Annotated in this window: 37 protein-coding genes and 2 pseudogenes; 32 read left to right on the top strand and 7 right to left on the bottom strand. The window is 67.9% G+C overall.

Features of this window, described 5'->3' with window-relative positions; all coding sequences use genetic code 11:
* Positions 1-181: 181 nt before the first annotated feature.
* The 7 genes from I0C86_RS40640 to I0C86_RS40610 form a co-directional block, all read right to left on the bottom strand.
* Positions 182-661 (bottom strand): hypothetical protein, encoded by a 480-nt coding sequence (locus I0C86_RS40640; protein WP_196206645.1) that lies wholly within the window; start codon positions 659-661, stop codon positions 182-184.
* Entirely contained in the window at positions 661-1,149 is a 489-nt protein-coding gene (locus I0C86_RS40635) for a DUF3307 domain-containing protein (protein ID WP_230395612.1), read from the bottom strand. Before I0C86_RS40635 ends, I0C86_RS40640 begins: the two co-directional genes overlap by 1 nt.
* Positions 1,150-1,244: 95 nt before the next feature.
* A complete protein-coding gene (locus I0C86_RS40630) occupies positions 1,245-1,601 on the bottom strand; it encodes a hypothetical protein (RefSeq protein WP_196206644.1) in 357 nt (118 codons plus the stop codon).
* Positions 1,602-1,689: 88 nt separating this feature from the next.
* Positions 1,690-2,163, bottom strand: coding sequence for a hypothetical protein (locus I0C86_RS40625; RefSeq protein WP_196206643.1), 474 nt, complete (start codon positions 2,161-2,163; stop codon positions 1,690-1,692).
* Between the two features lie 113 nt (positions 2,164-2,276).
* Positions 2,277-3,479 carry a hypothetical protein gene (locus I0C86_RS40620; protein ID WP_196206642.1) on the bottom strand — a complete coding sequence of 401 codons (1,203 nt, stop codon included), beginning with the start codon at positions 3,477-3,479 and terminating at the stop codon, positions 2,277-2,279.
* Positions 3,480-3,481: 2 nt separating this feature from the next.
* The gene (locus I0C86_RS40615) at positions 3,482-4,807 is read right to left on the bottom strand and encodes an RNA-guided endonuclease InsQ/TnpB family protein (RefSeq protein WP_230395611.1); all 1,326 of its coding nucleotides are present in this window, start codon (positions 4,805-4,807) and stop codon (positions 3,482-3,484) included.
* A gap of 158 nt (positions 4,808-4,965) precedes the next feature.
* A complete protein-coding gene (locus I0C86_RS40610) occupies positions 4,966-5,187 on the bottom strand; it encodes a DUF6214 family protein (RefSeq protein ID WP_196206641.1) in 222 nt (73 codons plus the stop codon).
* Positions 5,188-5,577: 390 nt separating this feature from the next.
* Between I0C86_RS40610 and I0C86_RS40605 the strand changes: the two genes are divergently transcribed.
* The 32 genes and pseudogenes from I0C86_RS40605 to I0C86_RS40450 form a co-directional block, all read left to right on the top strand.
* Positions 5,578-5,910 carry a hypothetical protein gene (locus tag I0C86_RS40605; protein WP_196206640.1) on the top strand — a complete coding sequence of 111 codons (333 nt, stop codon included), beginning with the start codon at positions 5,578-5,580 and terminating at the stop codon, positions 5,908-5,910.
* Positions 5,911-6,055: 145 nt separating this feature from the next.
* Positions 6,056-7,198 (top strand): hypothetical protein, encoded by a 1,143-nt coding sequence (locus I0C86_RS40600; RefSeq protein WP_196206639.1) that lies wholly within the window; start codon positions 6,056-6,058, stop codon positions 7,196-7,198.
* Positions 7,195-7,794: a DUF262 domain-containing protein gene (locus I0C86_RS40595; protein WP_196206638.1), complete on the top strand. Its 600-nt coding sequence runs from the start codon at positions 7,195-7,197 to the stop codon at positions 7,792-7,794. The genes I0C86_RS40600 and I0C86_RS40595 overlap by 4 nt, the downstream gene beginning before the upstream one ends.
* The gene (locus tag I0C86_RS40590; RefSeq protein WP_196206637.1) at positions 7,791-8,162 is read left to right on the top strand and encodes a hypothetical protein; all 372 of its coding nucleotides are present in this window, start codon (positions 7,791-7,793) and stop codon (positions 8,160-8,162) included. The genes I0C86_RS40595 and I0C86_RS40590 overlap by 4 nt, the downstream gene beginning before the upstream one ends.
* Positions 8,159-8,755: a hypothetical protein gene (locus I0C86_RS40585; RefSeq protein ID WP_196206636.1), complete on the top strand. Its 597-nt coding sequence runs from the start codon at positions 8,159-8,161 to the stop codon at positions 8,753-8,755. The genes I0C86_RS40590 and I0C86_RS40585 overlap by 4 nt, the downstream gene beginning before the upstream one ends.
* A gap of 81 nt (positions 8,756-8,836) precedes the next feature.
* Complete coding sequence (locus tag I0C86_RS40580; RefSeq protein WP_196206635.1) at positions 8,837-9,220, top strand: hypothetical protein; 384 nt, start codon at positions 8,837-8,839, stop codon at positions 9,218-9,220.
* Between the two features lie 85 nt (positions 9,221-9,305).
* Positions 9,306-10,091, top strand: coding sequence for an RNA ligase family protein (locus I0C86_RS40575; protein ID WP_196206634.1), 786 nt, complete (start codon positions 9,306-9,308; stop codon positions 10,089-10,091).
* Between the two features lie 80 nt (positions 10,092-10,171).
* Positions 10,172-10,549: a hypothetical protein gene (locus I0C86_RS40570; protein WP_196206633.1), complete on the top strand. Its 378-nt coding sequence runs from the start codon at positions 10,172-10,174 to the stop codon at positions 10,547-10,549.
* Positions 10,550-10,632: 83 nt separating this feature from the next.
* The gene (locus I0C86_RS40565) at positions 10,633-10,992 is read left to right on the top strand and encodes a hypothetical protein (protein WP_196206632.1); all 360 of its coding nucleotides are present in this window, start codon (positions 10,633-10,635) and stop codon (positions 10,990-10,992) included.
* Positions 10,989-11,546, top strand: a complete 558-nt coding sequence (locus tag I0C86_RS40560; protein ID WP_196206631.1) for a hypothetical protein — start codon at positions 10,989-10,991, stop codon at positions 11,544-11,546. Before I0C86_RS40565 ends, I0C86_RS40560 begins: the two co-directional genes overlap by 4 nt.
* Positions 11,543-11,806, top strand: coding sequence for a hypothetical protein (locus I0C86_RS40555; RefSeq protein WP_196206630.1), 264 nt, complete (start codon positions 11,543-11,545; stop codon positions 11,804-11,806). The genes I0C86_RS40560 and I0C86_RS40555 overlap by 4 nt, the downstream gene beginning before the upstream one ends.
* The gene (locus tag I0C86_RS40550) at positions 11,803-12,024 is read left to right on the top strand and encodes a hypothetical protein (RefSeq protein ID WP_196206629.1); all 222 of its coding nucleotides are present in this window, start codon (positions 11,803-11,805) and stop codon (positions 12,022-12,024) included. Before I0C86_RS40555 ends, I0C86_RS40550 begins: the two co-directional genes overlap by 4 nt.
* Positions 12,025-12,101: 77 nt before the next feature.
* Positions 12,102-12,386 (top strand): hypothetical protein, encoded by a 285-nt coding sequence (locus tag I0C86_RS40545; RefSeq protein WP_196206628.1) that lies wholly within the window; start codon positions 12,102-12,104, stop codon positions 12,384-12,386.
* Between the two features lie 79 nt (positions 12,387-12,465).
* The gene (locus I0C86_RS40540) at positions 12,466-12,846 is read left to right on the top strand and encodes a tetratricopeptide repeat protein (protein WP_196206627.1); all 381 of its coding nucleotides are present in this window, start codon (positions 12,466-12,468) and stop codon (positions 12,844-12,846) included.
* Between the two features lie 77 nt (positions 12,847-12,923).
* Positions 12,924-13,190: a hypothetical protein gene (locus I0C86_RS40535; RefSeq protein ID WP_196206626.1), complete on the top strand. Its 267-nt coding sequence runs from the start codon at positions 12,924-12,926 to the stop codon at positions 13,188-13,190.
* Between the two features lie 78 nt (positions 13,191-13,268).
* The gene (locus I0C86_RS40530; RefSeq protein WP_196206625.1) at positions 13,269-13,724 is read left to right on the top strand and encodes a hypothetical protein; all 456 of its coding nucleotides are present in this window, start codon (positions 13,269-13,271) and stop codon (positions 13,722-13,724) included.
* Positions 13,721-13,936, top strand: a complete 216-nt coding sequence (locus I0C86_RS40525) for a hypothetical protein (protein ID WP_196206624.1) — start codon at positions 13,721-13,723, stop codon at positions 13,934-13,936. Before I0C86_RS40530 ends, I0C86_RS40525 begins: the two co-directional genes overlap by 4 nt.
* Before the next feature lie 78 nt (positions 13,937-14,014).
* Positions 14,015-14,335 (top strand): hypothetical protein, encoded by a 321-nt coding sequence (locus I0C86_RS40520; RefSeq protein WP_196206623.1) that lies wholly within the window; start codon positions 14,015-14,017, stop codon positions 14,333-14,335.
* 5 nt (positions 14,336-14,340) lie between these two features.
* On the top strand, positions 14,341-14,745 hold the full coding sequence (locus I0C86_RS40515; RefSeq protein ID WP_196206622.1) for a hypothetical protein: 405 nt from the start codon (positions 14,341-14,343) through the stop codon (positions 14,743-14,745).
* Entirely contained in the window at positions 14,742-15,380 is a 639-nt protein-coding gene (locus tag I0C86_RS40510; protein ID WP_196206621.1) for an HD domain-containing protein, read from the top strand. The genes I0C86_RS40515 and I0C86_RS40510 overlap by 4 nt, the downstream gene beginning before the upstream one ends.
* Before the next feature lie 125 nt (positions 15,381-15,505).
* Positions 15,506-15,775, top strand: a complete 270-nt coding sequence (locus I0C86_RS40505) for a hypothetical protein (RefSeq protein ID WP_196206620.1) — start codon at positions 15,506-15,508, stop codon at positions 15,773-15,775.
* A 12-nt stretch (positions 15,776-15,787) separates the two neighbouring features.
* Positions 15,788-16,720, top strand: a pseudogene (locus I0C86_RS40500) (DUF932 domain-containing protein); the annotation flags it as partial.
* Positions 16,721-16,800: 80 nt separating this feature from the next.
* Positions 16,801-17,067 (top strand): hypothetical protein, encoded by a 267-nt coding sequence (locus I0C86_RS40495; RefSeq protein WP_196206619.1) that lies wholly within the window; start codon positions 16,801-16,803, stop codon positions 17,065-17,067.
* Positions 17,064-17,510 (top strand): hypothetical protein, encoded by a 447-nt coding sequence (locus I0C86_RS40490; protein ID WP_196206618.1) that lies wholly within the window; start codon positions 17,064-17,066, stop codon positions 17,508-17,510. Before I0C86_RS40495 ends, I0C86_RS40490 begins: the two co-directional genes overlap by 4 nt.
* 79 nt (positions 17,511-17,589) lie before the next feature.
* On the top strand, positions 17,590-17,793 hold the full coding sequence (locus tag I0C86_RS40485) for a hypothetical protein (RefSeq protein WP_196206617.1): 204 nt from the start codon (positions 17,590-17,592) through the stop codon (positions 17,791-17,793).
* A complete protein-coding gene (locus tag I0C86_RS40480) occupies positions 17,786-18,196 on the top strand; it encodes a hypothetical protein (protein WP_196206616.1) in 411 nt (136 codons plus the stop codon). Before I0C86_RS40485 ends, I0C86_RS40480 begins: the two co-directional genes overlap by 8 nt.
* A 559-nt stretch (positions 18,197-18,755) precedes the next feature.
* Complete coding sequence (locus I0C86_RS40475; RefSeq protein WP_196206615.1) at positions 18,756-19,475, top strand: hypothetical protein; 720 nt, start codon at positions 18,756-18,758, stop codon at positions 19,473-19,475.
* 1 nt (position 19,476) lies between these two features.
* On the top strand, positions 19,477-20,022 hold the full coding sequence (locus I0C86_RS40470; protein ID WP_196206614.1) for a hypothetical protein: 546 nt from the start codon (positions 19,477-19,479) through the stop codon (positions 20,020-20,022).
* A gap of 47 nt (positions 20,023-20,069) precedes the next feature.
* Complete coding sequence (locus tag I0C86_RS40465; RefSeq protein WP_196206613.1) at positions 20,070-20,375, top strand: hypothetical protein; 306 nt, start codon at positions 20,070-20,072, stop codon at positions 20,373-20,375.
* Positions 20,376-20,442: 67 nt separating this feature from the next.
* On the top strand, positions 20,443-20,943 hold the full coding sequence (locus I0C86_RS40460) for a group I truncated hemoglobin (RefSeq protein ID WP_196206612.1): 501 nt from the start codon (positions 20,443-20,445) through the stop codon (positions 20,941-20,943).
* A gap of 60 nt (positions 20,944-21,003) precedes the next feature.
* Positions 21,004-21,489: a hypothetical protein gene (locus tag I0C86_RS40455; RefSeq protein ID WP_196206611.1), complete on the top strand. Its 486-nt coding sequence runs from the start codon at positions 21,004-21,006 to the stop codon at positions 21,487-21,489.
* Positions 21,490-21,506: 17 nt separating this feature from the next.
* Positions 21,507-22,702 (top strand): annotated as a pseudogene (locus tag I0C86_RS40450) (hypothetical protein); the annotation flags it as partial.

Here is a 22,702-nt window from a genome sequence, read left to right as displayed (position 1 = left end):
GATCTCGGATTCGGTAACAGGCCGCCGACCGGATCGCTTCCTTGATCGAATCCGGGAGTGCGGCGTGGCAAAACCGGCAGAATCCGTGCCACGTCGAGTCGCGGTCGCAAGAATGGCACGGGGTGGCCTGGGTGGGCATGCCCCATTGTCGCGCACAGATGCGACATAGCTCGATTCCGGTTCATCGCGCGGCCACTTTCGCAGCGCCAGTGAACTCGTCGCAGAGACGCAACCACCGCTCACCGAGGTCGGTCAACTCCGGTTGCGGATACTGCTCGCCGACGAGGCGTACAAGGCTGTCGTGCTCCGCCCGGCGAATAGCGGCGGTGGCGTCGAGCGGTGGCCGGCCGGCGGCCTCGAATCCGGTCCGACCATCGACGGTAACCGGGGAAACGCTGCCATCTCGAACAGCGCGCAGCAGTCGGTTGCGCCCAGCTCGGGGACCGGTGCACGAGGGGAGCGACGTGTCCGAAGCGGCGACACCGTCGGTGAGCCGCGGGTCGGCCGGCCACGACCAGGCCAGGGACCAGTCGCCCGGGACGGTGCGGACCGCGATCTCGCACCAGGCGCAGTTGCGGTGATGCCGAATCTTCTTTACCCAGGCATGCCTGGGCAGGTCGGGGTTGAAGCGGGCCAACGTCGGCACGAGCTTGATCTTCATCAGAGCTTCGCGATCATGATCGCCGAGATGAACAGGCAGCCGTGGTGCAGCGCCTGGTCGGCCAGGTATATGCCGTTCAGCCCGCCCGAACGCAGCTCCGCGAAGCCCGGCGAGCCGGTGAACCGCAGAATCCAGCGAACTGGCCACCGGCGGTCGATGAACGAGTGCGTCGTTGCCGACCAGGCCAGGCCGGCAACGACGCCGCGCCAGGTCGCCGACAGGTCGAAACTCCAGCAGGTAATCAGCAACACCGTCGCCACGACCAGGTGGTAGAGGGCAACGTGCTGCAGGTTCTCCCACCACCCGTAGTGCGACTTCTTCCTCCCGCTGGTCACCTCGTCGACAGTCGGGGCGCCCTTGTTGTCGGCGATGTGATCGCCCTGGCTCAGGATGTGATCCGCCACGTTGTGGCCGACGGCAAGAGCTGCCCAGGCTGCGCCGAACGTGGCCAGTTCCAACAGTGCGTTCAGGTCAACGTCGCTCCCCATCGCGATCTCCCTCGTTCGTCAGCCACTTCCGGCGGCTGCCGCACGGGCCGGTGCGAGACCGGCCCGACGGGTAGCGCCGGATACGGGCACGCCGACTACCGGAAAAGCCAGAACCGGCGGACTCCTGGGGCCAGCTTGTCCAGCTGATTAGCAACGTCGCCGGTCGTTTCCCAGAGCAGGGCCTGGGCAACGGCGCGCGGCTTGTCCCCACCTTCCATCACCAGCTCCGAGCGCAACCGCCGGCCGTGAACCGACAGTTCGGCGGTCACCGTGACCGCGCCACGCATTTCCTTCACGGGGTCCGGTGTGGCGTTGAGCTTGTCGAGGACGTCGTCCCGGGCGACTTTGCGCGCGGCGTTGGCTCGGGCGTAGTCGGACGCCTTACCCTCGCCGGGCCGTGTCGATCTGACCTCCGTGTCGCCGACCCGCACCCGCACTGTTGCCTCGATCATCTTGCCCTCCTGCCGTTCAAACTTCCGCCGCCACCCTGGCAACTCCGTGGCGTCCGGCCGGAGCCGGCCACCACGGGGCCGTCAGGGGTTAGACGTCCTTGCGGTCGAGCCAGGTGAACGACGCGGGCCCAGAGATCAGGTAACGGGTGACGGACTCGATCGGGCCGCCGGGCTGGAAACTGACCATCCCGGAGACGGTCCATCCGTCGTCGTGGCTGCCGGACGCCGTGTGGATCCGCAGGAACAGGCTGGCGTCGCCGGGGCGTTCGACCTCGATCAGGTCGCCGCGACGCGGGATCGTCGCGACGCGGTCGTACCACTGACTGGCGTACCAGGCGGCGGCGTGGCCCGGCGTCTCGTGGAGATCTTCCAGGGGCACCGGTGTCACTTCGTCCGGGTCGGCGATGCGAAAGATCCGATGGTCGTATCTGGCGACACGCCAGTGCGTGCCCCCGTGGTCGGTGTAGTCGAACTGCTCGTCAGGCAGGCGGTCCGGAACCCGGGGGAGCTCGTCCCCGAGTTCGGGGATGAGTCGTACGCGTCTGGTTTGGGCTGCCGTCACGGCATCCTCCTGTAACCTCGGTCAGTTCAGCTTGACCGAGGTTACAGCCGGCCGGGACATGGGTCAACCAGGGTGGCGAATGGCGCAATTGTCGAACCGCCGACAGGCGACGGTCAGACGGAGGCGTCCTCGGCGAACTCGAAGTACTGGTCCAGCCACTCTCGGCCGGCAGCGGTCAGCTCGTACACCGCGATCTTCGCGGTCCTCGGCTTCAACTGCACCAGGCCGTCGCGAACCTCGGCCGCGATGAAGTCGCCACCAGACCGGCCGCGAACGTCGCCGGCGTCAACCCTGGACAACCGCGCCGCCCGTTCGACCGAGTAGCCCGTGCACGGATCGACGCGGCTCTTTCCGACCGCACCCATCTCGCAGAACAGGCAGTACCGGGTCGTAACCGAGTCCGTGGTGTGGGCCGGCGGATGCCACGCGTGCGCCCGCCTGGTCGGCAGATACCGGGCGAAGACGCGTTTGTGCGCGCCGGCGCCGCCGCCGGCACCCATCCGCCGCGGCTGGGACTTGTACCACTCGCCCCACTCGGCAAGCTCGTCGACCTGCGACGCCAACCAGTACGGGTTGCCGCGGTTGTCGCGCTGCTCGGCCGGGAACGGGTGATGCTCCAGATCGCCGCCCGGCCTGGACCGGGACATGAACCGGGTGATTTGGATCGGCTGGAAGCCGAGGAAGTCGCCGACAGCGTCCCTGGTCAGGATTGTCACCGGCGGCGACATGGTGCCGTCGGGCAACCGGAACACCCGCTGCTCGAAGACGGGGGTGCGCTCGCCCGGCTCGGCCGGTTCGTCGCCGCTGCGCCAGGCCAGCAGCTCCTCGGCCTGCGTCTGCCGCCAGTACGGCTTCCCGCCGATGTCGCGCTCCGGCGGCGGGAACGGGTCGTCGGCGCGGCGACCGCCGGGCTCCGACTGCTTTACCCACCGGCTGACCGAACCCTCGGCGACGCGGAGGAAGGCGGCAACACCACTCCGGGTCAGCGCGCGGATCTCCTCTTCGCGGCCGTCGGGGTGCTGCACGACGAGGTCACGGAAGTACCTGGGGTCGTCGCCGAGCTCATCCAGTCGGACTTCCGCCCGATGCCAGTCGAGGATCTTGTCGACCTGCTCCTTCGGCCAGTACCGCTTGTTGTCGGCGTCTCGGGCGGGGGTCGGGAACGGGTGGTCGGCCAGACGTTCGCCCGGCTTCGACTCCTGCACCCACTGGCCGATCTGGCGTGCGCTGACCCCCAGCAGTGCTGCGATGTCAGAGGCCCGAGGGTTCTCGGCGAGGCCGTCTGCCAGCTCTCGCGCCCCGGGCGTGCTCTCCATGATCACCTGTTTTTCTCGACGTCGGCGGTTCCAGCTTGACATAGGTTATCGCACGGGGAGTTGACTTCTACCCTCACCTGAAGGCTAGGGATACCTGAGGTTCGGGCGTGCTGCTGCCCGAACCTCTTGGTCGGTTGGCGCTTCACGGACCGCCCAACGGCGAGGTCTCCACGCCCTGTCACCACCAGCCCGGCGGCGAGGATGTTCTTGGCCGCGTTCACGTCCGCGTGTGCCCGATGCCCGCAGGCGACGCACCGGAACACCGCTTGGCTCTCGCGGTTGTCCCGGGCGATGTGCCCGCAGGCGTTGCAGGTCTGCGACGTGTACGCGGGGTTGATCTTGACCACGGTCGCCCCGTGGTATCGGGCGGCGTAGTCCAACTTCAGCAGGAAGCCGCCCCAGCCCTTGTTGAGAATGGCCCGGTTCAGGCCCGCCTTCTGGCGGACGTTGCGACCCGGCTGCTCCGCCGTGCCTTTCGCGCTGGCCGTCATGTTCTTGATGCGCAAGTCTTCGACCGCGACCAGGCCGTGGCTACGGACCAGCCGCACCGCAGTCTGGGTGGCGAAGTCGTTGCGCCGGGACCGGATCCGGGCATTCAGCCGGCTAAGTTCCGCGCGGACCGCGTCACGACGTCCCGACCGCCGATTACGGCCGTGAACGCGCAGCGACCGGGCCAGCCGCTGATTCAGGCGCCGGATTCGGCGCAGTTCGCCCGGGGTGGCGAACTGCTGGTCGTACAGGTCACCGTCAGAGGTGGCGACCGCGACCGCGACACCCCGATCTACGCCCACCGGCGGGCGGCCGTTCGGGGCAGCCTCGGCCACGCCGTCCTCGACGCAGAACGAGACGTACCAACGGCCACCGTCACGAAGCATGGTCGCGTTGCGAATCGCCCCGCCGACCGGACGAGTCCAGCGAAATCGGACCGGACCGAACTTCGGCAGTCGGACCTCGCCCCACCGGCGGTTCACCCTGCGTACCGCGATCTGATGCGGGTCCGGAAACCGGAACGAGGGCGTGGTGCGCGACTTCGACCGCCACCGCACCTTCCACGTGCCGTGCGCTCGGCACACCTTGTCCAGGTCCCGCAGTGTCTGCTGCAGCGTGTGCGACGGAACCTCGGCCAACCACGCGCAGTCTGGGTCACGCTTGGCCTCCGCGAGCTGACGAGCCTGATCGACGTAGTTGATCCAGGCGTGTCGGCGCCGGTACTCGCGGCGCTGCTCCAAGGCGGTGTTCCACACCGCACGACAGGCCGCGCCGACCTGCTCGGCGTAGGCAACCTGAGCATCGCTGAACGCGAGCAGGTAACGGCGACCGGTCAACATGTGAAACACCTCCTCTTCGGTAGTCTGCGGCCGTAGCGCTTACCTCCAGTTGAACCGACTGCAAGCGCTACGGAGTTCAGGTCACGCCAGCTTGACATAGGTTATCGCAGAATGTGATCAACATGCTATAGCCGTGGCTCCGATAGATGAATGCTGATTCATTGGACGTTCGGGTCCTGATCAACATCCCCGAGCGCAACACCGGCGGACGTCGGAGGGAGGAGGCCGGCCTCGCGGACCCTGGAGATCAGCGCCGAGGCGCCGCCTCGACTAAGCCCCTCGGCCTCGGCGACCGCCTGTGCCGGCTGCCCGCCCCCGCGCAGCGCGGCGCGGTAGATCTCGGCGACCCGTTCATATCTGGCCCGCTTCGAAGCCCTCATGCTTGTCGATGACGCTGCCTGCGGGGTGATCATGCGGGCCCGGTCGGCGGCCGTCCATCTGGATACGTTCAGACCGCGCAGGACGGTATCGGTGAGACGCTGAGGCGGGTCGCTAGTCAAGGTCACTCCGACACACTCGGGTAAGCCGTCGAGCACCTGCCACTGGAGGGTCAACACCCAGGGTCCGGCGGTCGAATCGGGGTACCGGTGCTCGGTCGGCGGCAGGTCCGGAGTTGGTGGCGACGGACTCTGCACCGCCCCACCGTAGAGCCCGCGCGTGCGGCTTCAAAGCATGCAAGGACTCAACCCGCGGCCAGTCGGCAAACATGAAGCAGATGAAATCCGCTGCATGTGTTGCGCGCTGCTTCGATTCGAGGTCATACTCTTTCCATGGACAGGTACAACAGGCGCCTGCTGGCCGAGGCCGTAGGCCACTGCGCAACCGGCGTGGCCGCCGTGATCTTGAGTGCCGCCAACGTCCCCGACGAGCAGATCGCGGCCGACTGCGGCGTTTCCGCCGCGACGATCTGGCGCTGGAAGACGGGAACGCACCCGCCCCGGGGCGATGGCGGGCTGCGGCTCGGGCTGCGCCTGCGCGAACTCCTCCCCGTCGCGGTCGCGAACCTGCGACAGGAAGAAGAGGCCGCGCAGGTGCTGCGCCAGAAGGCGGACGAGTACGAAGAGGCGATTCAGATGGTCAAGGCGCTCGCGCCGGCCGCATAGACAGAAAACGACCCGGAGGGCGTCCCCACGCCCGCCGGGTCAACACACTACTTAGGAATCCGATGTCCAGGATACCAAGATCTGTTCGCCCTTTTCAAAGGGTTGGGATCTACTTCATTTTCGCCAGGTGCACGGGCGGCCGGCGGTGAGCGCCGACGAGCGGCCGTTCCGCGACACGTACCGCGACGCCGTCTGGGAGTCGGACGAGCTGAGCGCGGTCGAAAAGGCCACCGCCGAGACCTATGCCCGGTACGTCCGCAATCGTGACGGAGACAGGGCTCCGGACGCGGACCTGGCGTGGCTCGACTACCCGACGCTGATGGCGAAGGCCGGTATCGGTCGACGTGCGAACGCGGCCAAGACAGCCAAGGGGCTGGTCGAGAAGGGCTGGCTGGAGGTCGTCCGGGCCGTCAGTCGTCGACCGACCCTGTACCGCCTCACCATCCCCGAGCGGAACTACGGTAGTTCCGACGGTGGAACTACCGACCCCTCAGAACGGAACTACCGTAGTTCCGATGGTGGAACTACCGACGATGTGGCCACCCGGGACCGTAGTTCCGATGGTGGAACTACGGTAGTTCCGCAGTGGAACGTCGGTAGTTCCGACGGTGGAACGCAACCTAGGAACTACCTGGAAAACCCTCCCCCTACCCCCATGGAGATCAACTCACCGTCGTCGGACGAGAGCTCTCGGGATGGAGGGGATTCCAATCTTGAAGAGCGGAAGAAAACGATCGTGGCCAGGGTCCGCGAACACCGCCCGCTCTGGTCGGTGCCGGGGTGTTTGAATCAGATCAACACGGCCCTTGCCGGCGGCAGGGAGATCGACCTCGTCGCCGAGGTCTTCCTCCTCGTCGCTAAAGATCCAATTGCGCAAACGCCGAAATGGCTCAACCAGGCCCACCAGTGGTGGGATGTCGCCGTACAGCGCCGCGCGGGGCGACCGACGAAATGCGGTCGGTGCGACGGGGTGCGCAGCATCCCGAGCGACCCGACGCGGCCAAAGAGCGCGTGGGTTGGCTGCCCGGCGTGCGTCGCCGGCGCTCAGGAGCCCGTTACTGGCGAGCGGCCGTCGGCCCCGGCGCCGCCTCCACCGGAGGTTCGGGTGATCTCGAAGGCTACGCACAAGCACGTTGAGGGGCGACGCCCCAACGGACAGCCGAGATGCGTAGCTTGCTCGACCGAGTGGTTTCGGCGAGCCGAGCTGGCCCAGGACGATAGCCCCCAGGAACCGCCGAGCCTAGAGGGCGCGCGGGTGTACCGACTCGACGATCGGAGAGTGTCATGACCCGCCAGACCCCGGCGCCGCTGGAGCGCCTGCCGATCAACGCATCATCGATACCGCTGACGACTCTCGTTGCCTACGTCGAGAGCGGGCGCATTGATCTCAACCCGCCGTACCAGCGCGGCGACGTGTGGGGCACCGACCAGCGGGTTGGCCTCGTCTACTCGTGGCTGCGTGGGGCGACCGTCCCCTCGATCACCATCAACGACCGCAGCAGCGACGTCTGGGCCGACGTCGAGACGTACGACATCGGCGCCACCGACGAGGGGATCTGGGCGGTGATCGACGGGCGCCAGCGATTGACCACCGCCGCCATGTGGATGCGTGGCGAGTTTGCCGTGCCGGCGTCATGGTTTCCGGCCGAGATGGTCGAGACAGCAGAAGACACCGACGACGGCCCGTACGTCCGGCACACCGGGCTGACGCCGCTCGGCCAGAACCGGGGAACCAACCGCACGATCATGCCGGTCGGCATCGGGGAGTTCGCCTCACTCCAGGCCGAAGCAGAGATCTTCCTGCTACTCAACGGCAACGGCACTCCGCAGACCGGGGCCGACATGGCTCGGGCGACCCGTGTCGCCGAGGGGCGGAAGTTGTGACCGCGCAGACCATCCAGCCCGCCCTGATCGGCCGTTCCCGCGCGGGCCGCAAGATCAAGCCCGGCTGGTGGGTGCTCACCGGTGGCACCTTCAACATCGACACCGCTGAGGTCGACCACCGTCAGGAGTGGCTGAAGGTCGACAACATCACGGTGACCGATGAGGTCGACGGCCGCCACCGGTACCGGCGCTACCTGCTGCACCTCGCCGACGGCTCGAAGCTGCCGACCACCGCGACCGAGTTCATTCGCACGCTCAACCCGCGCGAGGCAGTCGCAGCCGGCGCCGCGTCCTTCGGGTCGGCCGTACCGTTGCCCGTCGACGGGTCCATCGCAGCCCCGCCGAATTCAACGAAAGGAACGAGATGACCGAGACGACCAGCACCCCGGCCACCGCACCGACGGCCGCCGAGGTGGCGTTGATCATCGAGCGGACTGCCGACCGCGCGGCCCGCTGGCTGGCCGCCGAGAACGGCACCGGCGAACTGCAGCAGGTCGTGCAGGTGCTGGCCCGGCCGATGCAGCATCTGGGCAAGATCCTCCGGGCACTCCAGACAGCTGCGCCGGACCGCCAGACCGCCCTGGTGGCCTGCGCCGACCTGGTGATCACCGCCTACACCGCGAAGGCGATGCTCGGCTCCGACGGAATCGGGAACGGTGTCGACAAGGCGATGTGCCACCGAAAGCCGCGCGACAGGGCCCGGTTCATGTTCGAGTGTGATCGCCTAGCCGGCGCCGTGACCGATCTTGCCGGACTGGTCGTCGGGTGGTTGGGCCACGATCCCCGCAAGCGAGCCGGAGGGTCGACCACTCCGACATCACAGGTGGGCCTTGGTCTGGACGTCGTCGCGGAGATGGCCGGGGTCTTGATCGCCGAACTCGGTTACGACGTCGGCCCGGCGCTCGTCGCCGCGTGCGACAGGGTCAACGACGAACTCGACGAGCTGGGCCTACCTCGCTGACCGCTTCCGTGGCTGCCGGCACCCCTCGCCGGCGACCGCGGTGGCCGCCAGACGCGGACAAACCGACAAAGGAGAACGATCATGGAGCAGTCCACTCCGTCCGGCCTGTACTACGTCACCCGCGACGCCTCTCGGGCGTTCCTCCTCGACGCCGACGAGACCGAGGTGCTGCGCCTGTCGGCGGAGGAATTCACCGTCCTGGTCTCCCAGCTGGAACTCGCCAGCGAGCAGGTGTACCGGAGCAGATCCAGCATGTTCGCGGCGGACCCTTCGCCGAACGTCGAGGGAGGCAATGCGGCGAACGCCCTCGGCGTCCCGCACGGCGTCTACTACGTCACCATCGCCGGCGACGCGATGTACGACCTGACTGCCGACGCTCGGCCGGACATGAGTCGCCGGGAAGCAGCTGTCGCGGTGGCCCTGATCCGCCGGATCGCGGGCAGTTTGAGCATCAGCCTGCCCTGACCGCTTCCGTGGTTTCCGGCACCGCGCCGGCGACCGCGGTGGCCGCCAGACGCGGACTCGTCGGACCAACCCCGAGAAGGACCCCATGACCAGCTTCAACGTACGCACGGCGGACCTCGCCGCGATCAACTCGATGACGAAATACCCGTCAATCCCGACGTACCACAAGCTCGGTGAGCGTGGCGCGCTGCTCGATGAGTACGTTCCGTTCGCCGGCACAGTGATCGGGACGGAGAAAGTCGACGGGTGCAATGGGAGGGTCGTCCTCCTTCCTGACGGCTCGTACCTGATCGGCAGCCGCGAGGAGCTGCTGTACGGCAGCGGCGACCTGGTTGCCAACCCGGCCCTCGGCATCGTCGACGCCCTCCGGCTGCTTGCTGACCGGCTGCTGACCAACCGGGTGGTGGACCGGCCCACGGTGTACTACGCCGAGGTCTACGGCGGCAAGACAACGGCGGCCAGCAGGCAGTACACCTCAACGAAGCAGGTCGGCTACCGCCTGTTCGACATCGCGAAGGTCGACGGATTCGAGGAGATGCTGCACTGGCCGTCGGCGCAAATCGCCGCATGGCGCGACCAGGGTGGACAGCGGTTCTACAGCGAGACGGCGCTGGGCATCGAGGCCGACTCGGTCGGCGCCCAGTTGACCCCGCGTCTGTTCGTTGACAGCGCCGTGAACGTTCCGACGAAGGTGGCCGACACCCACGTCTGGTTGGCGCAGCGGCTGCCGGCGACACGGGTGGCCCTCGATTCCGGTGCTGGCGGCCTCGCGGAGGGGATCGTCCTGCGAACCCCGGACCGGTCGGCCATCGCGAAGATTCGTTTCCAGGACTACAAGCGGGCTGTCAGCCTGCGCGAGCACGCACACTGACCGCTTCTGCGGTCGCTGGCCCGCCGGCGACCGCGGTGGCCGCCAGACGCGGACTTGGACTAACGAGGAGATCGATGGAGATGACGACGATGACGACCGGAACCAAGCCCGGCCCTCAGGCGTGCGGCACCTGCCGTACGAACGGCCAGGTCGATCCGGACCCGATCCACCAGACGTGCGCGCAGCGGGCAACCCTCGTCGAGGCCCCCGACATGCCGTGCTGGGAAACGCTGACAGACATGACCATGGAGGAGAAGGCGACCCTGCCCGCCCGGTTCCACATTCCGCGCTTCACGGACACCTGCACCCCGAAGGTGTGGGTCTGCGCGGTGTGCTGGGACGACGGCGAGGTCACCCAGTGGCCGTGCGCCACCGCCGTCGACGCCGGCGGCGAGGTCTTCACCCCCGAGCACATGGTGCGCGCGATCAACGTCACCCCCGGTACGTCTGCCCGCTGACCGCTTCTGTGGTTCGCCCGGGATGGCCGGGCGGGCCGCGGTGGCCGCCAGACGCGGACCCTGCCCAAACCTAGGAGCTTGCGATGAGTGAAGTACGTATCGAGCGCCCGGACGACGAGCGCATCGAGGTGTACGTCGGCGACCGCCTCGTTGCGTCCGCCAACCATGACCAGCACGGCTGGTCGGGGATGGAGGCGGTGGAGGCGACCGCGGTGGCCGTGGCCGACGCGTTCGTCCCTACTCCGGCCGGCTGCGAGCCGGTCACTTCCCCGGACGGGAGTGCGCTGTTCATCCATGTGGGCTCGGGCGGCTACCGCTGCGACAACACCGAATGGTGGAACGAGCGCGTCAGCGGGCCGATCAACGTGCAGGGCTGCGACGCATGCGACTCGGGCGGCGGCGGATCGTGGCGCCCGCTGTACGTCCGGGTGGAGACGCGATGAGCACGGCCCTGAGTCCGATCCAGGTGGCGACGCTGGCCGATCGGACCGTCAGTCGGATCGCGGGCTGGCTGGCCGCCGAGAACGGCACCAACCAGGCGGAGCACGTCCTGCAGATCACCGCGAAGCCGTTGGAGGAGTTGGCCGAGGTTCTGGCCGCACTGGACGCCGGAGACTGGCGTGCCGCCGCGGCCGAGTGTGTCGACGTCATCGTGACCTCCTGCACCGCCCAGGCGAGACTCAGTCACCGCCTGGTCCTCGGCGAGATCTACCGGATCAAGGCCGCTACCTCGCCGAACCTGGCCGGCGCGGAGAGGAACCTGATCCGGTCGATTGCCGGGCTCGGCGACCTCGTGATCGGGTGGACCGGCCAGAACCCGCGGAAGCGGGAGCGGGGGGTCATCGTCGAGACGCACCAGGTCGTGAGCCAGCTCGACGAGGTCGCACGGGCGGCGGCCGAACTGATCGCCGCCCTCGGATTCGACGTAGCGCTGGTGGCGGGCGAAGACCTCGCCAAGCTCAACACCCGCCTCGACGGGATCGGAGTGCCGCGATGAACCCCGCCGACCACTTGGAAACGGCATCCGACGAGCCAACCTTGGCGGACCACCTGGTGGACCTCGCTATCCAGTGGGAGGAGCGCGCGACCGAACTGGACGCGAAGTGTGACGTCGACCCAGTCGCCCGCCCTGAGGACGACGACTGGGACGACGGGCTGGACGAGTTTGGCATCCGGGACGCCGGCGTCGAGGCCGACGTACTGCGGATAGCGGCGAAGCAGCTGCGCGACCTGCTGGGGGCGGAGGCTGTCCGGTGAAGCTGCGGCGCCACTTCTTCAAGGGGTGGATCCCGATCCGCCGGATCGCCGTGCTGGCGAACCTGTACGGCGGTGCCGGGCGGTTCTGCACGCTCGTGTCCGGTCGCACCTGGATGGTGTTGCTGGTCCGCCGCGACCGATCCATGCCGGCGGTTCCCGAAGCAGAGCGGCTGACGTTCGCCGAGGCGCTGGAGCAGGCCGACGGTCCGAGGATCTGACCACCCCCGTGCCGCCCGGGCCTCGCGTCCGGACGGTGCGGAGGTTGCCAGACGCAACCCCGACGAAGGAGATCAACATGAGCCAGTCCAGCCCCGACAGCCAGCCCAAACCGCCGGAGTCGTTCTACGAGGAGACCGCCCGGCACCTTGCCCGCCTCGTCGACGCCGAAGAGTCCGGCGCGCCGATGACCCCCGAGGAGTTCGAGGAAGCGGTCAGGGACGCACTCGACGAGCCGGCATTCAAGGAGCTCGTCGACTTCGTCTATGCCAGGGGCGCCGCAGACGCTGGCCGGTCGGGTCCGGTCTCCGTCGTGCAGGAGGCGACGACCGTCACCGGGGTCATGGTCGGCTACCGAGCCTGACTACCCCCGTGCCGGCCGGGCCTCGTGTCCGGGCGGCGCGGAGGTTGCCAGACGGGCGACCGAACGAGAAAGGGATGCCATGCCCAACAACACTGACGACCTCGGGATGATCGAAGCAGCTCTGCGGCACGCGGAGTCGACGAGCGACATGATCAACGTGGTGAACATGTCTACGACGCTCGGCAACGCACTCGTCCGAGCGGGGCGCACCGGTGACGCGAGGCCGCACTACCAGCGCTCGGCGGAGCTCGCCCAGCAGTACGGCCTGATCGGCGCGGAGTCCGTGGCCCGCGAACAACTCGGGATCTGCCTGGCGCGCCTCGGCGACTTTGCTGGGGCCGACGCCCAGTTCGCTGCCGCGATCACAGTGGCCGGACAGCTCGACTCCCCGAAGACTCGCGAGAGCAGGTTGGCGCAGCTCGCCAAGAACCGGAGCCACGCCCAGGAGATGGCCAGCTGACCACCCCCGCGCCGCCCGGGCCTCGCGTCCGGGCGGCGCGGAGGTTGCCAGACGCAACCCCGACGAAAGGATTGATCATGTCTCTGGGGGACTTCACCGCGCGGGTCGCCGCCAAGTATCCGGACTGCGCCATCGAGCAGGTCGCCACCGTGCTGCAGGTCGACCAGGAATCGGACGACAGCTACGTGGCACTCGTTCGTCAACCGGACAACTCCGTACAGCTCATCACCACCGTGTACGGCCTGCCGTCCTCCTACTCCCGGGAGGAGCTGGAGGGCGCCAGGCGCCAGCACGAGGAGGCCCTGGCGTCGATCGACGCCGTCCTGGCGCGCGTGCCGGCCTGACCGCCTCCGTGCCGGCCGGGCCTCGCGTCCGGGCGGCGCGGAGGTTGCCAGACGGGCGACCCCGACAGAGGACTATCCATGATCAATCTGAGATTCCGCCGGACCGATTTCACCCCGGCCCAGGTCCTGGAGGTCTGGGAGCTGAAGGCTCGCAACCAGACCCGGCACGTACGCGTTGTTCAGCTCACCGACGACGGGGCGGCCTACGTCGTACCCGCGTGCAACCCTCCCGGCGAGCGCAGACAGTCGCGCATCCAGCTCGATCGCTACGGCCGCCTCGACGGCTACCGGTTCCTCAACGACCCGGCGACGCGCCTCACCTGCAACAGCCGCGAAGACGCCGAGAGCTGCGCCGACTTCCTGCACGACAAAGGGTGCAAAGACGTGTACGTCGACGGGCGCGTGGTGTCAGTCATCCTGCCGAACGCGCACACCGTGAACTACCTGGCCGATGTCGCCGAGGAGCGCAAGTGGGCCGAGCCGACCCAGTGTGCGGCGATCATCGCGGCGCTGACCGAAGGGTGCACAGGATGACCTCGTACGGATTCTCGGACTCCTCCTACACGACTGCTCGCATCGTCCGAGGCGTCGACGATCTCGGGGCGGACGTCGTCGAGCTCATCGTCAGGCTACGCACGGAAGATCCCCGACGGACCCCTCGTCATATCAGCGACGAGCTGATGGAGCGCGACATTCCCGTACTCCCGGAGGTCGTCGCCGAAGTGTTGGCGCTGCGCCAGTTCTGACGACCCCCGTGCCGACCGGGCCTCGTGTCCGGGCGGTGCGGAGGCCGCCAGAGTGGCGTGCCGGATTGGAGTACGACCATGCCTGAAGTACCCGCAGGTACTCGCGGCCCGTGGTTCGCGATCCTGGCGAACCCGGAAGGGGAGCAGCGCAACTACCTCGACATGCAGCACGGCGACGAGGTCTGGATCCTGCTCGTCCGCGGCAAGGCCGCGCCGAAGGGCCGCGGGGACGTACCGCGGGTGACCAGGAGCACGCCGATCACCGACGTGCTCGTCAACGACCAGGACCTGGTGTTCGGGACCGACGCCGTCCAGGCCCGCTGGGACCAGGTCAGGCAGATCGCGGCGGCACTCAACGCCCAGTCGGGCCAGCCCGACCCCGACGACCGGAAGCGGTAGCCAGGATGACTAGTCAGCTGATACGCGCCGCCCAGGTGCTGGCCGACCGTCTCGACGATGCGACTGAAGCGTTCGACGGAACGTCGTCCAGCTGGCGGGACGCGATGAACGGCTGGCTCGGCGGTCCCGTCGGCGAGTACGCCGCGATCGTCTCCGAGCCGGTTCTTGGTCGGATGCTCGTAAGCATGCTGCGGTCCGGGCCGACCACGCCGGCGCTGGAGGTGGTCGCGGCGGCGATTCTCGGTGAAGACCCGCCCGCCGTGACGGCACCAGAGCCGCCGACGGCCTCGATGTCGAAACCGGCCGACCAGGCCGCGATGTACCGGCTGGGCTGGCGCGCCGGCCGGCGCGACCTGGTCGGCCAGATGAAGAACGCTGCCTGCGACGACCCGACGGAGGTGCCGCAGTGACGCCGACCGTCGCTGACGCTGCCGCGCTTGCCGAGCGTGCCCACGCCGGCCAGGTCGACAAGGCCGGACGGCCGTACGTCGAGCACGTGCGGGCGGTCGCCGGGATGCTGCACCGGTTCGGCGAGAACGCCGTCATGGCCGGCTGGCTGCACGACACTGTCGAGGACACCTGGGTCACGCTCGCCTACCTGCGCGAGCAGGGCTATCCGGAGGAGGTCGTCGGGGCGGTCGACTCGGTAAGCCGCCGGCCGGGCGAGGCGTACGAGGACATGCTCGACCGGGCCGTAAGGCACCCGGTCGGCCTCAAGGTCAAGTTGGCAGACAACAGCCACAACTCGGACCCGAAACGCCAGGCTCTGCTGTCCGAAGACGATCGAACGTGGGGCACGCGGAAGTATGCCGCCGCGCGCAGTCGGCTGGTGGCACGCAATCCCGAGCTGCTGGAAGCTGTTGAGCGGACCGCGTGCCGATACCGCATCGATTCGTACGTCCTGGTCCGCGACGGGTACTGGGACGGCCCGAACGACTGTTGGCTGATTCGCGAGTCGGCGTACTGCGGCAAGCGTCCGCCGGGCTACGAGTACTCGTGCGAGCTGCACCGCGAGCACATCGGCCCCTGCCTAGAAATCGACTGAGTCAGACCAGGAGTGTTGCCGAATTGGGTACTTGCGCTATGCGCGCTCGGGCTATAACCTCGGTCATGTCAGCTTGACCGAGGTTATAGCCTTACCTCGGAGGCGGAGCACACCAGGAGGACCAGATGACCGCATCCGTGCTGGACGTCAACGACCGCTTCGACGCCACCCGTGCCAACCAGATCGCCGAAATCCTGCGCAACCAGGAATCACTCAACGACGCGATCGCCGCCGGCACGATGCGCTCCCTCGGCAACGACCGATACCAAGTCACCGACGGCGGCTACGACAACGGAGAAATCTTCCTCCGCAACGCCATGGGCGACGTCATGCCCCAGCACGGCCTCGACGTCGTCGAGGGGAACGTTGCCCTCTACTCCCGGTACGAGGAATGACACAGGGCCGGCAACGTCGTACCCGCCGGCGTCACCGACATCGGCCAGGTGATGGACCTCAGCGGCACAGCCTGGCTCGTGCTGCAGCGCCCCGCCACCTTCCAGATCGACGCGGACGGCCCGCTCATCGAGGTGCCCGGCCAGTTCGTCAACTACCGCAGCGACACCGGCGCCCCGCTCGGCATCGTCGGCCGCCGGTACGAGATCTTCCAGAACCGGGTCTGCTTCGAATTCCTCCAGGACCTCGTCGACAACTACGACGTCACCTGGGAGACCGCCGGCGCCTTGCGCGGTGGCGCGAAGGTCTTCTGCTGCATCAGGCTGCCGATCGACGTCCGCATCGACGCCGAGGGCGTCAACGACGAGATCCGCCCCTACGTCGTCAGCATCAACAGCCACGACGGCTCCGGCAAGATGGACAACGTCGCCACCCCGTGGCGCCCCCGGTGTGCCAACACCGAACGGCTCGCCGTCGCCGGCGCCCACACCCGCTGGGGTATGCGCCACGTCGGCGACCCGCTGGAGCGCATCGCCGAGGCTCGGCGCACCATGCGCCTCTCGATCGCCTACTACGAGCAGTTCAAGATCGAGGAAGAGGCGCTGGCCCGTACCCAACTGGAGATCGACAAGTTCCACGAGGTCATGGGCGAGCTGTGGACCGCGCCCGACGAGGACTCGCCGGCCCGTACCCACACCCGCTGGAACAACCGCAAGGAGACCCTGACCGAGCTGTTCGACGAGAACGCCAAGCAGCTGGGACGGACCGCGTACGCGGCCGAGCGGACGTTCACCGAGTTCCTGGACTGGAAGGCCGAAGTCCGGCCGGGCGGCAACCTGCGAGGCGCCACCTCCGGCGTCGTACGCGCCACCGCCGCCCTGGAAGGCACCCGCGACGACGCCAAGAGCAAGGTCCACCGGCAACTGCTGCTGCGCACCAACAGCTGACCCGACCAGCTTCCGCCCGGCCCGTCTCGCACGGGCCGGCGCGGTGGCCGACCGGTCAGTATCCACCGGAAGGGGAAGAAATGGGCCCGTACTGCCAGTTCTGCGACCAGCGTTGCTTCCTGCCCCGCGTCCTGCGCGACGCCCGGTTGGTGCTTCTCGCCACCTGCGCCCAAGGCATGGAACGCGACCGAGCCAAGGCAGGGCAAGACCACACCACGGCGCTCAACCCGGTCACCGACCGAGACGCTGTCGCTCAGCTCGTCACCGAATTGACCGAGTTGGAAACGATCGCTCGCGACGTGACCACCGAGGGCGAGCCGGGCGCCGCGCGAGAGGATCAACCGTGACCCGCCCAGACACTGACACCGAGCTCTACTACCTTGCGTTCAGCCGCGCCTCGCACGGCGGCGAATCGCGCGAGGTGCGGCTGCTGCGCGACTTCACCCACGCCCGAATGCTGGCCGGCCTGATCGACGGCGCTACCCAGGACCGTATCGGCGAACTGCTCGACGCGATCTCCTCCCGCGAAATCCCCAAGGTCGGCGACTGGATCGCCCCCGGCAGTGAAGATATTCGCTGGGACGTCCTCGAAGTCGTCGACGATGCGGGCGACACCTGGCACCGCGTGTTCGGCGACGACCGGTACGCCGACGACGAGGACGACGGCGGCCTCGACCGCTCGCAAGAGTACGACTGGCGCAACTCAGGCGGCTGGTCCACCACCGAGGGCGTTCTCGACTATGCCCCGTTGCGCGTCACGAAGGTTGCTTGCCGTCCCGAGGATGACTGACCCGGCCAACTTCCGCCCAGTCCGTCGCGTACGGGCCGGTGCGGTGGCCGACCGGATCGGACTGGAAGGAGGATTGATCATGGCACGCGGGAGCACTACCGCCCGAGAGGGCTCCAGCGACACCCTGCCGTGCGGTGAGAACCGGCAGGCCGTGGTCGACCGGGGGCACCACCGGCCCGGATGCGGGGCGCGGTACGCGGAGGGCTGCAACTCACTCGACTGCCAGGGCGAATGCCTGGTCACCAACGAGCACTGCGACGGCGAGGCTGGCGACGATGAGTGACCTGCCGGAGTGGGTAACGAAGCAACGCGAGCGCATCGAGCGTGCCCGCGTTCCCTTCTACCAACACTGCGGGAACTTTCTGGGACTGGACTGGTATTCGACGGCCAGGGGGGCGCTCCCTGTCTACGGGCGACTGGAAGCGGCGCTGCGGGCGCTACGCGAATGGCGTGACGCGAACAATCAGCGCCGAGACTTTCAGGACGAGGTGAATCTCGCTGTCAGGGTGGTCGCCCACGAGATGGCCAGGCAGATCACCGCGGCGGCCACCGCCGACCAGGACGCGGCCACGATCGCCTGGGTAACCGCCGGACTTCGCTGCGCCAGCCGGCCGTTCTGCACCGGATGCGTCTCGTGTCAGACGATCGAGTCGCCGCATCGCCCGATCGGATCGGGTACAGGATGAGCCCCCGGCTGCCGAGCTGGATGCCCGCGCCGGCGCGGCGACGACGCGCGTCTATCAGCCTTCGCCGTCTGACTGCCGAGGTCGATAACCAGGGCCGTCGCCAGTGCGCCGAGTGCGGCGACTTCATCGACCCGAAGGACTGGTGCCCCGGCTGTATCAGCGCGAAGGGGCCGTGCGGCAACCCGCACGAACGAGACCGAAAACGTGCCGACGCAGCGTACTGCGACGAAGAGTGCCGAAGGCGACGTCGCGCGACGGCGCTCGCCGGCAGGTAGAGAGGGCAGCATGGACAAGCAAGCCGCAAAACGTGAGGCTCACAGCTGGGTGGCGGGCCTTATCGACATGGCACTCTGCGCGGGAGCTTCGTTCCCCGACCACACCGAGGCCGACGGCGAGCGGATCGAGAAAGCCGTCGCCGAGATTCGGGACTCCCACGGGCGTGCGGCCGTTAGTCGGCCCCGCCGTGCACCCACCAGGTAACCCGTCGCCCTCCGTCGAGCCGGACCCGTGCCGGCTCGTGCGGTGGCCGACTGGATCCGACCAACCGAAGGAGGCCACCATGGCCGAAGTCGCGACCAAGCCGGTCGACGTAGACCCGACCAAGGCCGCAGTACGGGCCGCAGTCGAGGCGTGGAACGAGAAGATCAAGCCGGGTGACCCGGTCCTGTACTGGCCGGGCAACCGCCGGTCACGCCGAGCGAAGATCGACGTGGTGGCCCGCGCAGCCGAGGTCTACCACGACCCGCCTCGGGCGCTGGTCGTTCTCCGCAACAACTGGAGGGGGGTGCCGATCGGGCACGTCCGGCTGCATCGCCTCGCCGGCCAGATACGCGCCCTGGCGCCGATCGAAGGTGTGGAGCTGGACTTCCCGCCACCGAACTGCCCCTACTGCGTCAGCGTCCCCTGCGAGTTCGATGACCCCTGGGTCTGCCCGGAGTGTGCCGCCCGGTGGCCTGAGGCCGCCCATCAAGGCGGGGCAATCCGGCGGTGTGTCGAGTGCTTCGACCGCGACGCCACCGCGATCGGCGGCGACGGGCAGCCGCGCTGCGCCGTTTGCCACGTCGAGGTGCTGGCAGGTGTCGTCGAGGCGACGGAACCGTACAACTGCAGGAGCTGCAAGGTGGAGGTTGTCGGTATGCCCGTCGGCCGGGAGGCGTCGAACTGGAGCCTGTGTGGTCACTGCAACCACCGCCGGAAGTGGGATGAGTGGCTGTCCGCGCGGGTCGGCAAACGCACAGGAAGCTCGACTCAGTCGATCGCGTCCGTGAGGGGAATCTGAGATGCGGTGGACGCTGATCGGAATGAAGTGCCCACCTCCGCCCGGTCGGACCGATCATCCAGCGTGGGCGATCCTCATGGTCGCCTCCGTGGTGGCGGATGGGCGGCGGTTGCCGCTGACCGGCTGGATGCGCCGGGAGGCGATGGCGGCGATGACGGCCCTCGGGTACAGCGCCACCCACGTCGCCTGGGCGCTGCGGATGAGCGTGTCCGGGGCGAAAAGCGCCGCACGCCAGATGGGGATCAAGCTCCACCCGCAGGACCAGCGACCGGACGTGCTCAGCATCTGGATGCTGTGCAAAGACCCGAAGCTCCAACTGCCAATCACGACGTCTGATCGCCCCATGGCGGTACGGGCGCTCGCCCTGCGGCGCCGGACAGCGGCGCAGATCGCCTACCAGATCCGCATCGACGACTCCGACACCGTAACGACGATCGCCGGGCGGGCCGGGGTGGAGGTGCTGCACCCCCAGGGCGCCCAGGCGGACCTGATCGCCTTCGCTCGCCGCAACCCCGACTCGCAGTTGGCGAACCTCGTTGCGGCGTAGAGGTGCAACGAACGACCGTTCCGTTCAAATCCATCTTAGGAAGACCTATGGCTGACGGTACGTTGATCGAGTTCTTCGACCAGCCCGTCCTCGGCGAGGACGGGCTGGTCACGCTGGGCCGGTGGGGCGGCTGGCTGGTCCAGGTAATGCCCATGCTCTACAACGACAGACTGATCTTGACTCCGCAATCGTTCCAATCGGTCTACGATTTCGGCTGGTGCTACCCGAAGGGCGGTGCGGCCGAGCTGGCCGCCCGGGTCTGGGACCCGGAGGTCCAGGGCGAGCCGGCTGGGTTCACCAAGGCGGTCGGCAACGCCCGGCGCAGGCCGGGCGAGAGGTGCGCAAGCGCCTGACCAGCGGCAATGTTGACTTAGGTTACCGGCCGGTTTTCCGCGTTGTTTTCGCGTTACCGTGCGGTAGGTGGATGTCCTGATTCCAGCAGGGGTCGGCGTCATTGTGGTCGTGGGAATTGCAGTCTTGTGGCGCGTTTTCGCGCCCCGCGAACCACGACAACCGTCGATCACCGAGCCAGCGACCGCACCCGAAGACCGGATCACGATGTACGACCGGGTTGGACCCGACACGATCCGCGTCGCCGTCGACCAGTTCTACCACCGAGTGCTCGGCGACCCTCGCCTGAGCCACTACTTCGCCGGCGTGAACATGAGCCGGCTACACCGCCACCAGGCGCTGTTCATCGGCCAGATTCTGGGTGGACCGGTGCACTTCCAGATGCATCAGCTTGAGGCGATCCATCGCCGGCTGCGTATCGACCGCGACACGTACTGGGCCGCCGCGTTCCACCTGATCGCGGTGATGTCCAGCGTCGGCGCCTCGGATGACGTGCGGCTACACCTCTTTGGCGCCCTGCTGGACCTGGAGGGCCGGATCGTCGCAAACCCCGCGCGAGCAGCAGTTTGACCGAGGTTAGATCCGGGCGATAACCTAGATCTCCCAGCACTCCGACCAAAGAAGGGCAGGATGGAACAACGTCTGGTGCCACCGTGGAACGCAGATCAAGTCGCCGCCCTGAACAGGTTCCAACAGTCGGGCTGGCTACACCCGTTCACCTGCGGAGACGGCGACCATGGCGGGTCCCGCCCGGCTCTGGTCGCCGCGAAGGACGGCTGGTACTGCCCGGACGTGCCCTGCGGATACACACAGCCGTGGGCGCACGTGTTCATGGCAGGACCGCTCCCGGCCTTTCCTGGAGTACCGGAACCGGGCGGCGCGGAGGCTCGCATTCTCGCCCTGAACACGTTCTGGACCAGGGTTCAGGAAGGAACGGCGAGTCTCGGACTGGGGCCGTCGGAAGGGATCGACGAGCGCCTACTGAAGACCGTCAACGACGCCCTGTATCGCGTCGCAGCCGCGGTCTGGACCGCAAGCCGCGAGGCGGCAGCGAACCAGGGCTCGGCGCCCGTACTGGCCGACGAACACAAGACCGACGGAGGGGTACGTCATTGACCCGAAGCAATGGAAGCATGCAAGAACTGGCACAGCGGTGCGCCGCCGTCAACTGGCGGGTCGTGGATCGCAAACGCGGCTGGATGGTTTTTCCTGCCGACGGCCAGGAGCCGGTCAGGATCCCCTCACAGGGCGCCGGCCGAACCGTGGACAACGTCACCACCGAACTCCGCAAACGGGGCCTGGAGAAGGCCGAGCAGGCCGCGCGTGCGGTGCGAACCGCGTCCCGGCGCACCAAGATCGCGAAAGACAGGGCCAGCGTGGCAACGATTGCCACCGCACCGAACGAACTGAAAGAGCCGCCCATGGCCGTCACCGCCACAACCACACCGGCCCAGACCGCCACGCCGTCCCTTGACGTAGGCATCCCACTCGAAGAACTTGGCGACGACGCCATCGGCCAGTTCTGGCTTCGTATGGAGGTTTACAACAGGCCGTACGCGAACCTCGCCGGCGTGGCGATGAAGGCGGACACATCCTTCGCCGCGAAACGCGCCGTCAGGTACAGCGATGAAGCCAGAGAGAACGAACCGCCGCCGTCGGACGTGCCGGTATGCAAGAACTGGTCGAACTGGTGCCGCCACGAGCCGAGCGAGCGTTGCAGGAAGTGCCCGTGTGGGAAGTGCCCGAAGTGCCTCCTCGACCTGGTTCCCGCTCGCGTCCTGTGCAACAAGCCGGGCACGGGCTGCACGTTGACGTACACCAGCTCGGCAGCGGCACGCAAGCACCTCGGCAACGAACATCCCGGACCACTCACGCTCGCCCGCCGCGAGCTACAGGCAGCCAAGGTCACACGCTTGCGGACCATCTTGAGCAAAGTCGTCGAGGAATTCCCGGTCGAGATGCCCGTGCGGAAACGAGGGACCGGGGAACCCCAGTACTACAAGAAGATCCGGGGTGTGCGCCTGAGGAACGGCGAGCGGTACTTCGTCTGCGGCGCGGACCGTCCGGCGTGCGACTTCGCCTCCAACCACCTCGGAAGAACCAGCGGCCACGTGCAGACAAACCACCACGGCGAGGACGAGACGGCCGGTGCGGCGCCCGTGCCCGCCACCACCGCCAAGCCGCCGCCGACGCAACCGACGACGCCGGCTCCTGCCGTGATCAAGGCGGCCATCGCGAAGGTCGCCGCAGCACCGCGAGAGGTGCGGCAGACCACGCCCGGCGCAACGGGGCCATCTACGACTTCGCCAAGCACCCCCAGCAGCCCGCC

It is taken from the genome of Plantactinospora alkalitolerans, assembly GCF_015690345.1.
Classification (GTDB): Bacteria; Actinomycetota; Actinomycetes; order Mycobacteriales; family Micromonosporaceae; genus Plantactinospora; species Plantactinospora alkalitolerans.
This window is presented reverse-complemented; position numbering and strand designations above follow the sequence as displayed.